This window comes from Pseudomonas sp. B6001 (assembly GCF_013386015.1).
Lineage (GTDB): Bacteria > Pseudomonadota > Gammaproteobacteria > Pseudomonadales > Pseudomonadaceae > Aquipseudomonas.
In genome coordinates this window covers 165,011-180,435 of sequence record NZ_JACAOX010000013.1, presented here as the reverse complement: position 1 = coordinate 180,435, position 15,425 = coordinate 165,011, and the positions used below count along the sequence as shown (strand labels likewise).

Below are 15,425 nucleotides of genomic sequence, written 5' to 3'. Positions count from 1 at the left end.
AAGTGCCGTGGCACCTTGATCAGAACTTGTATTCGAGCATCCCGCTCAACGTTCGCCCGCGCGCCAGGCTCAGGTTATTGGCGTCCCCCATCGCAACGAAGTAGGCCTCATCGGTGGCGTTTTCCAGCGCCAGGGCGATGTTCAATTGGTCGGTCATCCAGTAACTGGCGTACAGGTCATAGAGGGTGTACTGGGGCCATAGCGCCTGGTCGATGAAGTCATAACCTTGTGAGTCGAGGTTCTCGCCATTGCCTGAGCTGTAGCGCACGCGGACGCCCATATCGAGTCGCTTTTCCAGGAAGCGCGCGCCCAGGGTCAGCGAGCCGCGATCAGCCGGCATATAGGTGGCGTTGCCCATGATCCGGCCACAGCTTTCCTTGTTGTTGGCGACATCGTCGTCCAGCACCTCATACGTGGTCACCGGGCGCAGGCCGGTCGTGCCGTTTGGCCGGGTGTAGCGTTCATAGCGTGTGGTGGACGGCCCGTTCTTCTTCGCCCCGCCCATGTAATAGTTCTTCGAGCAGAACTCATTACTGCCGATCATGTGGGTGTAACTAAGGTTGGCGTACGCCCGCCCCATGTCGTAGTTGAGCTGGTACTCCACCCCCCGAAAGCGCGTGGGGTTGGTGTTATTGACGTACGCCATCGTGCCGAGAAAACCGCCGACGGAGGTCTCCGGCAAACTGACGCTGTGATTGAGGAAAGAGAAGTTCTCGATCCGGGTATCGAAGTAAGCCACCTTCATGCCCAGGCGGTCGTCACCGAACAGCAGTCCCTCTTTGAATACGTTCACGCCCATTTCCCAGTCCCGCGACTCTTCGGGTTTCAGGAACGGGTTGGGAAACACCCGCTCTGATGAGCTGCCACCGTGAGGACGCCCGGTCATGAAGGTTTCCGTCACCGCCGGAGGGCGCCAGCCCTTGCCCCAGCGGGCGTAGAGTTGCATCCAGTCCAGCCCCGGCTTTATGCCGATACCGAACGTGGGAGAGAACTGGCCCTCTTCTCTATCAATGTCGAAAACCTCCTCGACACGCTTGGCACCTACCGTGCTGCTGTAGAACCGATCGCGCCGGTACAGCGTCATCCCGGTGACCCCTTCCAGCCGATAGCGGTCGTACCGCAAGCCCGCATCCAGCGTCAGCCAGTCGCCATATTCGTACTGCAGGTTGTTGAACAGGCTGGCGATGGTGCGTTTGCCACCGGGCGTCCCGCCTTCAACGTAAGGCAACAGGCCGGAAAGGTTGGTGGCCTCGACCTTGTTGGTACTGGGCTTGAACTTGTCTTGATACACCTCCACGCCGTAGTTCCAACTCACATGCCCCAACGCATCGAAGTCGAACCGCGATGTGTTGTCGCCCTGTACACCCCAGGTATCGGTCTGAAAATGATCCGTGTAGCCCGCCACATAGTTGCCGGAGGTCAGCGACGCGGTGTTGGGCGCATTGTCCCGGTCCATCTGTGTGGTGACGTAGTAGACCTTGGCCTTGAAATCGATCAGCGGGTTATCCGGCGTGTAGCGATAATCCAGTCCGACGTTCCTGGCATTGAGGTTGTTCTTGCTGACGCGCTGGTAGTACACGCTCTGGTTATCCGGGGCGGTGTAGGCCCACGCGTCATTGCTGTCGCTGTCACTTTCCAGGTAGCTCAGTTGCACCCGTTGGTCATTGGGCAGGTTCAGGCCGAACTTGACGATTTGCGAGCGGGTCACGCTGCCGGTGTCACCGACCTCACTGTTCAGCCAATCGTCGAAGGCCGCAGGCTGGGAGTCACGAGCGCGCAAATGAGTACCCAGTTTCTGGTCGTTGTGAGTACCGGCGCGGTAGTCGCCAAAATGCCGTTCGCTGTACCCCAGCAGCACGTCGCCGCGCTCGTCGCCAAAGGCAAACACACCGCTGCCGTTGAAATAGGTGCCGTTACCCAGTTCACCAATCCCGCTACCGGCACGCAGACGCCCGCCATAGTCCTTGCCATCGGCCAGGAACTCACTGGCCTCCAGGGTCTTGAAGGATGCAATCCCGCCCAACACGGCAGCACCGCCTTGCCCGGACTGGCTGCCCTTGTCGATTTCGATGCTGGAGATGAATTCCGGGTCGATCAACATCGTGCCGTTGCGCTGCTGGTGGCCGTTGACGTTGAAGTTCTGGCGCATGCCGTCGATGTTCATGTTGACCCGGCCGTAGTCCTGCACGCCGCGGATGTTCACCGACAGGCCCGGGTCACGCTGGTTGACGGCGGTGTACACGCCGGCGGTTTCTTCGAGCATGTCGGCGGCGTGGCGTGGTGGGCGTTTGTCGATCTGCTCGCGACTGATCACGGCCACCGAGCGCGGTGTGTCGTACACCCAGTCGCTTGGCTTGCCGTTGGTGTTGCCGGTGATGGTGGTGGTGCCCACGGTCAGCGCACCGTCATGGTCGGCGCCGACGCGAGTCAGCGTCACCTGCCGGTCCCCGGTAAAGCGGTATTCCACCGGTGCACTGCCCACCAATCGGCCGAGGCCTTCCTGGGCGCTGTAACGGCCCTTGAGCGCGGTGCTGGTGAGGCCTTGCAGGCGCGCGCTGTCGAACAACACTTGCAACCCGGCCTGGTCGGCGAACGTCAGTACGGCAAGGCCCAAGGGTTGCGCCGCAATATCAAACGTCAACGTGACAGGCTGTGATTCACCGACTGGCGCCTCGGCGGCCTGCACCTGGCAGGCGGAGGCTAACAGCCCCAGGTGGATGGCAAGGGCCAACCGGCTACCGGTGTTGCGCCCCTTGGTGATTGCAGACATCGACGTTATCCCTTCGCTGACCATTCTTGTTTATGCGAATACTTCTCACTTAACAGGACGTGTCAGGCGTCGGAACTCAGTAAGGTTTTTTTGAAAGTTTTTTCAAAGGGCGTAAACGGGGCCCGGCGACCCCATCAATAGATCAGGCTCAGCCCCGCCAGATCAAAGCGCTGCACCTGTAATTCTTCGGTCAGGGTGCCGAGGGCCGTGTCGAGCATATCGAGGCGGAACACGCCGCTGACTTCACGGGTGCCGAGGTCGGCATTGGTCAGCACCACCTTGCCCGGCCGGTAGCGGTTGAGCTGTTCGATGACCTTGGCCAGCGGCAAGCGGTCGAAGATCAGCACACCGCGACGCCAACTGGTGGCGCGCTCCAGGTCGAAGTCGTCGAGGGCGACCACGCCGTTCTCCGGGCTGTAGCGCGCAGCCTGGCCTTCCTTGAGCACCGTTGCTTTCTGCGGCAGCGCCTGCAGCGTGACGGCCACACTGTGCTGCAACACTCCGACCCAGGCCTGCCGGTCGTCCTCACGCTCGACCACAAACCGCGTGCCCAGGGCACGGGTTTGCCCGCTGGCGCTGTGCACCACGAACGGCCTTTTTTCCTCACCGGCCATGGGCGCCACATCAAAGATGGCCGAGCCTTTGATCAGGCTGATGCGCCGCTGCACACCGTCAAAATCCAGCTTGATCGCACTCGCAGAATCCAGTTGCACGCTGCTGCCGTCCGCCAGGTGCACGGTGCGCACTTCGCCTTTTTGGGTGAGGTAATCGGCCTGCACCTGCAGCAGCGCCTCAGGCCCGCGCACCCAGCCGACGCCCGCCACCACCAGCAACAGCGCAACACTCGCCGCCATGCGCCACGGCCTGCGCCGACGAGGGCCGCGCACCGGCGCAGCGGTGGCGGGCGGCCGCTGGCGATGCACCGTCTCATCGCGATGCACCTCGCCCAGCGCCGCCCACGTCTGCTCGGCAAAACGCAGCGCCGCTTCATGGCGGCTGTCTCTGGCGATCCATTGGCGCAACTCGGCCTGCTCCTGATCGGTCAGGGCGCCGGCGTGCAGGCGCACCGCCCAATCGGCAGCCGCCTCGGTAATGCTGTGCTGTTGCGGACCCGGGCTATTCACGTGTGAATCTCGAATTTTTCGTTATATAACGCTGTGACGTCTGACCCCAGGTTTGTCGGTAATTCATTCGTCGGACGGCCCCGCCTCACCTTCCTGCAAACGCTGCATGACATACGCCAGCGCCTTGGCCAGGTGCTTTTGCACTGAGCTGTCGGAAATGCCCAGGTGGCGCGCGACCTGGGCATGGGTCATGCCCTCGATCCGGTTGAGACGGAAAATCTGCCGGGTACGCTCCGGCAATTCCGCCAGTGCCTGCTTCAATGCCTGCCGCTGTTGCTGCGCCATCGCCTGAGCCTCCAACCCGGCCATTTCATCTTCAATCTCGGCCAGCGCCTCATGGGGCACGGAGTCGGTCTTGCGCCGCGCCTCCTGGCGGATATGGTCGATCAGCAGATTGCCGGCCGTGCGATAGAGATAGCCCTGGGAGTTGTCGATGCGCTCGCCGGCCGGCTTTTGCGCCAGGCGCAGGAAACTCTCCTGCACCAGGTCTGCGGCCAACTGCGGGTCCCGTACCTTGCGTGCGAGATACCCGCGCAGGGTATCGGCGTGCTTGAGAAACAGGCCTTTGAGATCCACGTCCGACAAACCGACTCCCTGGAATGTTAAGGAAACAGGCGGGCATCTTAAGCGTTGTCGAGAATGATTTTCAATTGATATCAACTCTGATCCACACAACGGTGGTTTTCATTCTGCGTTCGGTAATCGAACGGTTCCCACCCACGCGATTGACCAAATTAACTATTCAGTACATTTTATCGACCTACATAAAAACAACAGTGGAGAACCCTCTATGCCGCCCATCGTGCTGGTGCTCAACGGCCCCAACCTCAACCTGCTCGGCACTCGCGAGCCTGCCACTTATGGCCATGAAACCCTGGCCGACCTTGCTGCCCTGTGTGGCCGCAGCGCCGAGCAACTGGGCCTGAAAGTCGAATTCCGCCAGACCAACCACGAAGGCGAATTGCTGGACTGGATCCACGGCGCCCGCGCCCGTTGCGCCGGCATCGTGATCAACCCGGCAGCCTGGACCCACACTTCGGTGGCGATCCGCGACGCGCTGGTGGCCAGTGAAGTACCGGTGATCGAAGTGCATTTGTCCAACGTGCATGCCCGGGAAGCGTTCCGTCATCACTCGTTCGTGTCGCCGATTGCCAAGGCGGTGCTGGCCGGGTTTGGCAGCCACGGTTATCACCTCGCCCTCGAACATTTCAGCAAGACCTTGAAGGGATGAGCGCGGTGTCCAAACGTCGAATTCTGGCCGGCCTGATAGGCGCCGGCATCCAGGCTTCCCGCACCCCGGCCCTGCATGAGCATGAAGGCGATGCCCAGGGCCTGCGTTACCTCTATCGCCTGATCGACCTCGACCGGCTACAGGTGGATACCCGCGCCCTGCCCGACCTGTTGATGGCGGCCGAACAGATGAACTTCACCGGCTTGAACATCACCTACCCGTGCAAGCAGGCGATCCTGCCGCTGCTGGACGAACTGTCGCCCGAAGCGCGGGGCATCGGCGCGGTGAACACCGTGGTGCTTTGCGACGGTAAACGCATCGGCCACAACACCGACTGCCTGGGCTTTGCCGAAGGCTTTCGCCGGGGCTTGAGTGATGTGGCTCGCAAGTTCGTGGTGCAGATGGGCGCGGGCGGCGCCGGGGCGGCAGTCGCCCATGCGCTGCTGGGTGAAGGCGTGGAACGCTTGAGTATTTTCGACATGGACGCCGAACGTGCCCGCAGCCTGGCGAACAACCTCAACCAGCATTTTGGTACCGGCCGGGCCCAGGCCGGCAATGACCTGGAAAGCGCCATGGCCGAGGCCGATGGCCTGGTGAATACCACGCCGATGGGCATGGCCAAGCTGCCGGGCATGCCCGTGCCGTTGGGCACCTTGCGCGCCGACTTGTGGGTAGCGGAGATCGTGTACTTCCCACTGGAAACCGAACTGCTGCGCAACGCCCGCGCCCTGGGTTGCCGCACCCTGGATGGCGGCAACATGGCGGTGTTTCAGGCGGTGAAGGCGTTTGAGTTGTTCACTGGCGAAGTGGCGGATGCAGAGCGCATGCTCGCGCACTTCCAGAGCATGATCACCCAACTGTAGAAACCGGATTAGAAATGTGGGAGCGGGCTTGCTCGCGAATGCGGAGTGTCAGCCACCGGATGTTTTACTGACCCACCGCATTCGCGAGCAAGCCCGCTCCCACATTTTGCTCGGTGTTGAACTCAAGCCTGCAGGTAGCGCAACACCGACTCGCAGATCATCGCCCGATGCCGCTGCTTGACCGCCTCATCCGACAACTCGATCTGAAAGATCTCGCTGAAGGTGTGGCGGTTCGACACCCGGTAGAAGCTGAACGAGTTGATCAGCAAGTGCACGTCCAGCGGCTCCAGCCCTTCCCGGAACAACCCCAACTCGGCGCCCCGGCGCAACGTGGTGCCAAGGGCTTCGAGGATGTTGCTGTTCATCGCCTTGATCGACGTCGACTGCTTTACATACTCAGCGTTGTGGATGTTCTCGATGCTCACGATGCGCACAAAATCCACGTTCTGATCGTGGTGATCAAAGGTGAATTCCACCAGCCGGCGGATCGCTTCCCGGGGCTCCAGGGCCGTCAGGTTCATCCGTGTCTCGGTGTTGCGAATGTCGCCGTAGAGTTTCTCCAGCACCTCGACGTAGAGCTGTTCCTTGCTGCCGAAGTAGTAATAGATCATGCGCTTGGAGGTCTGGATACGCTCCGCGATCGCGTCCACCCGGGCGCCGGAAAGGCCCTGGGTGACAAACTCGACGATGGCTTCCTGGAGAATGTTCTCGCGGGTCTTTTCCGGGTTGTTCTTGCGGCTCTTGCGCGGTGCGGTGGCCGCGGCGGGAAGCTCGGAGGTCAGGGTCATGGTGCGCTCACGGCCTTAGGTGCAGGCGCTGATTATGGGCCGCGCCGCACGCCGAAGGAAGCGCCGGCACCTTACAACCTGGCCTGGCGCACCGCACCGCTGCGGGACTTGGCCATGGCCGCCAGGCGCACCGCCACGTTGGCCGCACCGTAGCCGGCGTAACCGTTCTTGCGCTGGATGATCTCGAAGAAAAACCGGCCCTCGAACGGTTCGGTATAAACGTGAAACAGTTCACCGCCCTGGGCATCGCGGTCGTAGAGGACGTTGTAATACGCGAGCTGGCTGAGGAACTCGTCATCGAAATCAAACCGCGCCGCCAGGTCATCGTAATAGTTCAGCGGGATATCCAGCAGCGGCACGCCCGCATCCTTGGCCCGGCTGACCTCGGCGAAAATGTCCGCGCAGTCGAAGGCAATGTGGTGCACACCCGAGCCGCGATAGCTCGACAACGCGTGGGAAATCGCGGTGTTGCGGTTCTCGGAAATATTCAGCGGCAGGCGAATCGAGCTGCAACGGCTGCGCAGTGCCCGGCTTTTCACCAGGCCATAGGGGTCGGGCAGCACCACTTCGTCGTCGGCTTCGAAATCCAGCAGGCTCTTGTAGAACAACACCCAACTGTCGAGGCTGTCGGCGGGCAAGGCCATGGCCATGTGGTCGATGCGCAGCAGGCCGCCGCTGGCGGCGTTCGCCGGTTGCAGGTTGAAGTCGGTGTCGTAGAGGCCGCCTTCGTGCTGGTCCACCAGGTAGATCAGGCTGCCATCCGGTGCGCGCACCGCTGCCAGCTCCAGCTCGTTGGGGCCGACCAGCCCACGATACGGCTGGCCCTTGTAGGCCACCGCCCGCTCCAGGGCCTTGGCGCTGTCCTTTACCCGGATCGCCGTGGCGCACAACGACGGGCCGTGGGCCTCGAAGAAGTTATGGGCGAAGGAATAGGGTTCGCAATTGAGGATCAGGTTGATATCGCCCTGGCGCAACAGGCTGACGCTCTTGGATCGATGCTGCCCGGCCTTGACGAAGCCCAGGCGCTCCAGCCATGAAGTGAGCTTGGCACCGAGGTTTTCATCCACGGCAAATTCCAGGAATTCGATGCCGTCGTATTCGCTGGCGGCCGGGGTTTCAAACAGGATCTCGGGGACCGGCGTCGCTTCTTGCTCCAATCGCTGGCGGGTTTTCTCTTCGAGGTACAGCAGCGAGCGCAGGCCGTCGGCGGCATTCGCCCGGGTCGGCGCGGCGCGGAAGCCGTCGTTGAAGATTTCCAGGGACAACGGCCCGGTGTAGCCACTCTTGATGATGGGGGCGAGAAAGCCCGCCAGGTCGAACTCGCCCTGGCCTGGGAAGCAGCGGAAATGCCGGCTCCATTCCAGTACATCCATCGCGAGGATCGGCGCATCGGCCATCTGCACAAAGAAAATCTTGTCGCCGGGAATCTCGGCAATCGCACTCGGGTCGCCCTTGAGAGACAGGGTGTGGAAGCTGTCGAGCAACACGCCCAGGCTCGGATGATCGATCTTGCGCACCAGGTTCCACACCTGCTGCCAGGTGTTGACGTGCCGGCCCCAGGCCAGCGCTTCATAGCCGATGCGCAAGCCCCGGCGGCCAGCGTGTTCGGCCAGCAGGCTCAGGTCATCCAGCAGAATGCTTTCATCGCCCACGGAATCGGCTGACGCGTTACTGCACACCAACACCAGGTCGGTGCCCAGCTCCTGCATCAAGTCGAACTTGCGCTCGGCCCGCTCCAGGTTGCGTGTCAGGCGGTCGCGGCGGCAGCCCTCAAAGTCCCGGAACGGCTGGAACAAGGTGATGGCAATGCCGAGGTCGGCGCACATTTGCCTAACTTCACGCGGGCTGCCGTCGTAATACAGCAGATCGTTTTCGAAGATTTCCACGCCATCAAACCCGGCAGCCGCGATGGCTTCGAGTTTTTCCGGCAAGGTTCCGCTCAAGGAAACGGTGGCGATGGAGCGTTGCATGGGGCGACTCCCGGCATTGAGGCATGTCTTGTTTACGGCAAATTATTGGCCGCCAGGTTCATCACAGCAATTGAAATGTACGAACCGGTTAGTTTTATGGGCGATTATCGAACAGAATGGCAATCGGCGAATTGACGATTTTTTAGCCGCTGCGCACCATCGATAGCACATTGAGCCCCGCTTCCATTGAGCGGCCTCGGTTAACCAAGACCCTGAACACACCATAAAAATTTCAAAAAAACGGGTACTTCCTCATGCCTTCGCAAAATCCCGCCGTGGCCGTGGGCCACAGCAATCCCCATAGCGGCATCGGTGACAAAATCCGTGGCGCCATGGCTGTCGGTAAAACCCGCTGGGGCATGCTGGCCCTGGTGTTTTTTGCCACCACCCTGAACTACATCGACCGCGCCGCCCTCGGCGTGATGCAACCGATCCTGGCCAAGGAAATGAGCTGGACGGCGATGGACTACGCCAACATCAACTTCTGGTTCCAGGTGGGTTACGCCATCGGCTTTGTGCTGCAAGGGCGGTTGATCGACCGGGTCGGCGTCAAGCGCGTGTTCTTCTGCGCGGTGCTGCTGTGGAGCCTGGCCACTGGCGCCCATGGCCTGGCCACCTCGGCGGTGGGCTTTATGGTCTGCCGGTTCATTCTCGGGCTGACCGAAGCCGCCAACTACCCGGCCTGCGTCAAGACCACCCGCCTGTGGTTCCCCGCTGGCGAGCGTGCCGTTGCCACCGGGATCTTCAACGCCGGCACCAACGTCGGCGCGATGATGACGCCGATGCTGCTGCCGCTGATCCTCCACGTGTGGGGCTGGCAGGCGGCGTTCCTGTGCATGTCGGCACTGGGCGGGATCTGGCTGGTGCTCTGGGGCTTGAAGTACTACAACCCGGAAGACCATCCAAGCGTGAAGCAATCGGAACTGGACTACGTGCAACAGGAAGTCGAACCGGAACAACCCCGCGTACCGTTCAGCCGGATCCTGCGGATGCGCGGCACTTGGGCCTTCGCCCTCGCCTACTCGATGACCGCGCCGGTGTTCTGGTTCTACCTGTACTGGCTGCCGCCGTTCCTGAATCAGCAATACAACCTGGGCATCAACGTGACCCAAATGGGCATCCCGCTGATCATCATTTACCTGACGGCGGACTTCGGCAGCATCGGCGGCGGGATCCTGTCTTCGTTCCTGATCGGACGCGGGATGAACCCGATCAAGGCGCGGCTGCTGTCGATGTTGCTGTTTGCCTGCTGCATCGTCGGAGTGATCATGGCCGCCGGCTCCAGCCACCTGTGGGTCGCGGTGTTTGCGATTTCCCTGGCCATCGGCGCGCACCAGGCCTGGACCGCCAACATCTGGAGCCTGGTGATGGACTACACGCCCAAGCACATGATGAGTACGGTGTTTGGTTTTGGCGGCATGTGCGCGGCCATCGGCGGGATGTTCATGACCCAGATCGTCGGCCATATCCTGACCGTGACCAACAACAACTACACCGTGCTGTTCACCCTGATTCCGGCGATGTACTTCATCGCGCTGATCTGGATGTACTTCATGGCGCCGCGCAAGATTCCGACCGTCGAGGTCTGAGTTTCCTACCTGCGCCGCTGCTGCCAGGCAGCGGCCAACCCGCTCAGGCAAATCACCCCGATCCCGACCACGGTGGTCAGGTCCGGGGTGTGGTTGAACACCAGCCAGCCCAACAACCCCGCAAACACGATCTGGCAATAGCCGAACGGCGCCAGCAGGGCCGGCGCTGCGAAGCGGAAGGCCTGGGTCAGCATCAAGTGTGCGGTCATCCCGCAAGTGCCCAGCGCCAGCATCAGCACCCCGTGCCACAGGCTCGGCACCTGCCAGAAGAACGGCACCAAGGCGCTCATCACCAAGGTGTTGCACAACCCGGCGAAGAAGTTGCTGGTGGTGGGCGTGTCGTACTTGCTGAGGATGCGGGTGAGCAGTTGGTAGAAGCAGAAGAACAACGCCGACGTCAGCGGCAACAACACCGCCGGGGTGAACAGCTCACCGCCCGGGTGCACAATGATCAGCACCCCGATAAACCCGCAAATCACCGCCAGCCATTGGCCGCGGGTCACGTGCTCACCCAACAGCGGCACCGACAACGCGGTGACCAGGATCGGCGCAAGAAAGTTGACCGCCGTGGCTTCGGCCAACGGGATAAAGTGCAACGCCGCTGTAAAGAACAGGCTGGTGCCCAGCAGGCACAACGCCCTCGCCACTTGCAGCAAAGGGCGTTTGCTGCGCAGTACCCGCAGGCCCGATTGCGGCAGGAAGATCCCGGCCATCAACAGCGTGTGCACCAGGTAGCGGGCCCACACCACCATCACGATCGGGTAGAACCCGGCCAGGTATTTGGACAGCGCGTCGTGGCTGGAAAACAGAAAGGTCGCCACCACAATCAGCAAAATGCCTTTGAGCGGGTGGTTGACGCCGGAAAGTGGGGTACTGAGGGTCATTGCATTCTCTTGAGTGGCAGGCTGAAATGACCGCCGCATACCGCGGCATAATCTAGAACGGGTAAAGCGCCTCGCTCAAGAGCATAACCAAACACTGTTCGAACAGCGCACTAAATTGCGGTTTTCCAGTCCAACGCTTCACGCCGCCCCGCCCACTGCGCGTTTTTTAACCAAGGCTTTCTCACCATGAAAAAAACCCTGTTGATTCTTTCGACCCTGACGCTGCTCAGCGCCTGCGACAAGCAAGCCGAGACCGCCAAGACGCCCGCCCCGCCGTCTGTCCAGGCAACGTTGGTACCGCAAGTGCTGCCCACCGACAAATGGGTCGGCAAGTGGATTGGCGTCGAAGGCCTGAACCTGACCATCGCCAAGGACGACAGCATCGGCCGCGGCCACTATGTACTGACCATGAAATACGGCCTGGATGACGACGATTCCGGCACCTTCAAGGGCCAGGCATCCGAAGACGGCATCACCTTTGAACGCCCGGACGGCCCGCAGATCCTGAGCGCTGGCGACGGCGAAGCCACTGGCCTGAAATGGCTGGCCGACAAGAAGGACTGCCTGATCGTCGACACCGGCGAAGGGTATTGCCGCGACTGACACAAGCTTCATACAGGCCGGACGACACAGCGTTTAGCATCGTCAGACAGCCGGACTGGCGCCAACCCTACACACCAACAACACTGAGCTGCAGGTTCACAAAGAGGATTGCCACATGCTATGGAAAAAAGGCCGACGCAGCGACAACGTGGTAGACGCCCGCGATGACAGCGGCGGCGGTGGCGGTGGCATGCGTTTTGGGGGTGGCAAGGGCCTGAGCCTGACGGCCATCGTGCTGATCGTCGGCATCGGCTGGCTGACCGGCCAGGACCCGATGCAGATCCTCGGGCAACTCAGCGGCCAGCTCACCGAGCAAGCGCCCTCCGTCAGCCCGCAAACCCGCCAGGCGCCGCCGGCCAATGATGAACAAGCCGACTTCGTGCGCGCCGTCCTCGGCGACACCGAAGACACCTGGGCCCAGGTGTTCCAGGAAAACGGTCTGACCTACAAGAACCCCAAACTGATCCTGTTCCGCGGCCGGGTGAACTCCGCCTGCGGTGGCGCCACGTCCGCCAGCGGGCCGTTCTATTGCCCGGCAGACCAACAGGTATACCTGGACCTGGATTTCTTCCGGGAAATGTCCCAGCGCTTCAAGGCCGCCGGCGACTTCGCCCAGGCCTACGTGATCGCTCATGAAGTCGGACATCACGTGCAGACGCTGCTGGGCATCTCGGCGAAGATTCAGGCAGCCCGCCAGCAAGGCCGGCAGATGCAAGGCGACGGCGGCCTGCTGGTGCGCCAGGAGCTGCAAGCCGACTGCTTCGCCGGGGTGTGGGCCAACCGCGCGCAAAAGCGCCTGAACTGGCTGGAGCCCGGCGACATTGAAGAAGCACTGAATGCGGCCAACGCGATTGGCGATGACCGCTTGCAGCAACAGGGCCAGGGCCGCGTGGTGCCTGACTCGTTTACCCACGGCACCTCGGCACAGCGGGTTCGCTGGTTCAAGACCGGCTTCGCCCAGGGCCAGATCACTCAATGCGACACCTTTACCGCCAAGAGCCTTTAAATGAATAAACGACTGGGTCTGCTGTTAGGTTTGTTGATCACCTGTTCCTCCTCCACCTGGGCTGCCGAACATGGCGTCAAGGTGGTCAGTCCCGATCGTTTTAACCTGGATGCCGGCGACCTGAGCGTCGGCTTGAGCCAGGACTGGCGCCAGCCGCTGCCTCAAGTTACCCGCGCGCTGATCATCGTGCATGGTCGCCTGCGCAACGCGATGACCTACCTGGACAGCGGCGAAAAAGCGGCCGAAGCCGCAGGACAAAACGCCAATACCCTGGTGATTGCGCCACAGTTCCTCAACCAGACCGACCTCAAGCGCAACCAGATCGACAGCCAGACCCTGCGCTGGAACAGTAACGACTGGATGGCCGGCGAGCCGTCCACAGGCCCGGGCCAGATCAGCTCCTACGGCGCGCTGGACCAGATCATCAAGCACCTGGGCAACCGCAAGCTGTTCCCGAACCTGAAGGAAATCGTGGTGGCCGGCCATTCCGGTGGCGGCCAAGTGGTGCAGCGTTTTGCGCTGACCGGGCATGATCACCCGCTGCTGCAAACCGAGGGCATCAGCCTGCGCTATGTGGTGGCCAACCCTTCGTCCTACGCGTACTTCAGCCCGCAACGGCCGGTGAAGTTCGATGTGGCCAGTTGCCCGGGCTTCAATGACTGGAAATACGGCATGCAAAACCTGCCGGCCTACGCCAAGGGGCAAAGTGCCGAGCAGCTGGAGCAGGCTTACGTTTCGCGTAATGTCACTTACTTGCTGGGCCAGCAGGACACCGACCCGAATCACCCGGCGCTGGACAAGAGCTGCGGCGCTGAAACCCAGGGCGCGTATCGCTTGATTCGCGGGCACAATTATTTTGACTACCTCAAGCAGCGGCACCCGCAGTTGGGCCACAAGCTGGTGGAAGTGCCGGGGGTTGGGCATAACGGGGACAAGATGTTTACGTCGCCTGAAGGGCAGAAAGTACTGTTCCAATAACCACTGAAGAAACCGGATCAAAAATGTGGGAGCGGGCTTGCTCGCGAATGCGGTGGATCAGTCAGCCTATGTATTGACTGACACACCGCGTTCGCGAGCAAGCCCGCTCCCACATTGGATTTTCATCGACCGGACTAAATCATCCGGCGCAATACCGCGCAATCTTCAGCATGCCAATCCGCCAGCTCCGGCCACGGGTTTTCCGGCAGATTGACCAGCACAGTCTTCGTCCCCGCCGCCCGCCCGCAATCCAGATCAAACCGGTAATCACCGACCATCACCATCTCTTGCGGCGCCACTTCCCACGCTCGCGCCAGCTTCAACAAACCACCCGGGTCAGGCTTGGGCGGCGCATCATCACGCCCCAGCACATCCTCGGCTGCAAAGCAGTCCGCCAGGCCAATCGCCTGCAATGTCACATGGGCCAGCTCCCGCGCATTGCGCGTCAGGATGCCCAGGCGATAACCCCGCCCGGCCAATTCCCGCACCAACTCCACCGCCCCCTCCGCCGCCACCGAACCCAGCGCCAACTCACGCTCATGCGCAAGCAACCACGCATGCTTGGCCGCTGCTTCATCGGCGGGCAACGCCGCCAGGTGCGTAAGAATGTCGTCAGTCGCCGGAATATCCAGGGCCACGCGGATCGCCGCAAAATCATGCACGGCCACCGTCAGGGTGCCATCCATGTCGAACACCCAGTGCTTCACATCACTGAGGCTCATGCCCAATCCTTGCGATGACGAATCAAGCCTTCCTGGGTAACCGATGCCACCAGTTGCCCGGCGCGGTTGTACACGCTGCCCCGGGAGAACCCACGGGAATTGCCGGCCCATGGGCTGTCCATGGCGTAGAGCAACCAGTCATCGGCACGCAGGTCGGCGTGGAACCACAGCGCGTGGTCGAGGCTGGCGACTTGCATGTCTTTCTGCCACACGGTCTTGCCGTGGGGCAGCAGCGAGGTGGTCAGCAGGCCGAAGTCCGAAGCGTAGGCCAGCAGGTATTTGTGCAGCGCCGGCGAGTCGGCCAGGGCGCCGTCCGCACGAAACCACACGTATTTGACCGGGTCGGACGGCTGCGGGTTGTACGGGTCTTTCTCGGTCACCGGCCTTACTTCGATCGGCTTGGGGCACAGCAGCTTTTCGCGCATGTGCTCGGGAATCAGGTGCGCGCGCTGCTGGGTCAGCTCCAGCTCCGACGGCAGGTTCTCCGGGCCGACCACCACGGGCATGGTGGTCTGGTGCTCGAAGCCTTCTTCGTCGTACTGGAACGAAGCGCTGCAGGTGAAGATCGGGTTGCCCTTCTGGATCGCCGTCACCCGGCGCGTGCTGAAACTGCCGCCATCGCGCACCCGGTCAACCGAATACACCACCGGCAACGCCGCATCGCCGGGGCGCAGGAAGTAACCGTGCAACGAATGCACATGCCGCGCCTCTTCAACGGTCTGGCTGGCTGCCGACAGCGACTGGCCGAGCACCTGGCCGCCGAACAGCTGGCGAAAGCCCAGGTCCTGGCTGCGGCCGCGAAAGAGGTTTTCCTCGATCGGTTCCAGGGTCAGCAGGTCCACCAGATCTTCCAACACTTGGCTCATAGAGCATCTCCTACAACAATCTATTGGGCAT

Annotated in this window: 14 protein-coding genes; 6 read left to right on the top strand and 8 right to left on the bottom strand. The window is 61.7% G+C overall.

From position 1 onward, the window contains the following. Positions 1-19: 19 nt before the first annotated feature. The 3 genes from HX821_RS15100 to HX821_RS15090 form a co-directional block, all read right to left on the bottom strand. On the bottom strand, positions 20-2,770 hold the full coding sequence (locus HX821_RS15100; RefSeq protein ID WP_102369949.1) for a TonB-dependent receptor: 2,751 nt from the start codon (positions 2,768-2,770) through the stop codon (positions 20-22). Between the two features lie 134 nt (positions 2,771-2,904). After that, complete coding sequence (locus tag HX821_RS15095; protein ID WP_134327349.1) at positions 2,905-3,894, bottom strand: FecR family protein; 990 nt, start codon at positions 3,892-3,894, stop codon at positions 2,905-2,907. 63 nt (positions 3,895-3,957) lie between these two features. Further along, positions 3,958-4,479, bottom strand: a complete 522-nt coding sequence (locus tag HX821_RS15090) for an RNA polymerase sigma factor (protein WP_003215543.1) — start codon at positions 4,477-4,479, stop codon at positions 3,958-3,960. Positions 4,480-4,684: 205 nt separating this feature from the next. Here HX821_RS15090 and aroQ point away from each other — a divergent pair, with 205 nt between their 5' ends. After that, entirely contained in the window at positions 4,685-5,125 is a 441-nt protein-coding gene (aroQ, locus tag HX821_RS15085; protein WP_087693554.1) for a type II 3-dehydroquinate dehydratase, read from the top strand. Beyond that, positions 5,122-5,988, top strand: coding sequence for a shikimate dehydrogenase (locus HX821_RS15080; RefSeq protein ID WP_177035968.1), 867 nt, complete (start codon positions 5,122-5,124; stop codon positions 5,986-5,988). Before aroQ ends, HX821_RS15080 begins: the two co-directional genes overlap by 4 nt. 122 nt (positions 5,989-6,110) lie before the next feature. Here HX821_RS15080 and HX821_RS15075 read toward each other — a convergent pair whose 3' ends face one another. After that, on the bottom strand, positions 6,111-6,776 hold the full coding sequence (locus tag HX821_RS15075; protein WP_003215538.1) for a TetR/AcrR family transcriptional regulator: 666 nt from the start codon (positions 6,774-6,776) through the stop codon (positions 6,111-6,113). A gap of 71 nt (positions 6,777-6,847) precedes the next feature. Further along, positions 6,848-8,746 carry a 3-dehydroshikimate dehydratase QuiC gene (gene quiC, locus HX821_RS15070; protein ID WP_008436616.1) on the bottom strand — a complete coding sequence of 633 codons (1,899 nt, stop codon included), beginning with the start codon at positions 8,744-8,746 and terminating at the stop codon, positions 6,848-6,850. Positions 8,747-9,000: 254 nt separating this feature from the next. On the opposite strand from quiC, the gene HX821_RS15065 reads away from it, so the two are divergent. Next, entirely contained in the window at positions 9,001-10,335 is a 1,335-nt protein-coding gene (locus tag HX821_RS15065) for an MFS transporter (RefSeq protein WP_003215533.1), read from the top strand. Positions 10,336-10,340: 5 nt separating this feature from the next. On the opposite strand, the gene HX821_RS15060 is transcribed toward HX821_RS15065, so the two are convergent. Further along, on the bottom strand, positions 10,341-11,219 hold the full coding sequence (locus HX821_RS15060) for a DMT family transporter (RefSeq protein WP_003215531.1): 879 nt from the start codon (positions 11,217-11,219) through the stop codon (positions 10,341-10,343). A 186-nt stretch (positions 11,220-11,405) separates the two neighbouring features. Between HX821_RS15060 and HX821_RS15055 the strand changes: the two genes are divergently transcribed. The 3 genes from HX821_RS15055 to HX821_RS15045 all read left to right on the top strand — a co-directional run bounded on the left by HX821_RS15055 (position 11,406) and on the right by HX821_RS15045 (position 13,806). Then, on the top strand, positions 11,406-11,822 hold the full coding sequence (locus HX821_RS15055) for a hypothetical protein (RefSeq protein ID WP_003215528.1): 417 nt from the start codon (positions 11,406-11,408) through the stop codon (positions 11,820-11,822). A gap of 115 nt (positions 11,823-11,937) precedes the next feature. Then, complete coding sequence (locus HX821_RS15050; protein WP_003215526.1) at positions 11,938-12,828, top strand: neutral zinc metallopeptidase; 891 nt, start codon at positions 11,938-11,940, stop codon at positions 12,826-12,828. Further along, positions 12,829-13,806, top strand: a complete 978-nt coding sequence (locus tag HX821_RS15045; RefSeq protein WP_177021505.1) for an alpha/beta hydrolase — start codon at positions 12,829-12,831, stop codon at positions 13,804-13,806. A 134-nt stretch (positions 13,807-13,940) separates the two neighbouring features. Here HX821_RS15045 and HX821_RS15040 read toward each other — a convergent pair whose 3' ends face one another. Then, a complete protein-coding gene (locus HX821_RS15040) occupies positions 13,941-14,528 on the bottom strand; it encodes an HAD family hydrolase (protein ID WP_177021504.1) in 588 nt (195 codons plus the stop codon). After that, complete coding sequence (gene tesB / locus HX821_RS15035) at positions 14,525-15,394, bottom strand: acyl-CoA thioesterase II (protein WP_003215520.1); 870 nt, start codon at positions 15,392-15,394, stop codon at positions 14,525-14,527. Before tesB ends, HX821_RS15040 begins: the two co-directional genes overlap by 4 nt. Positions 15,395-15,425: the final 31 nt, after the last annotated feature.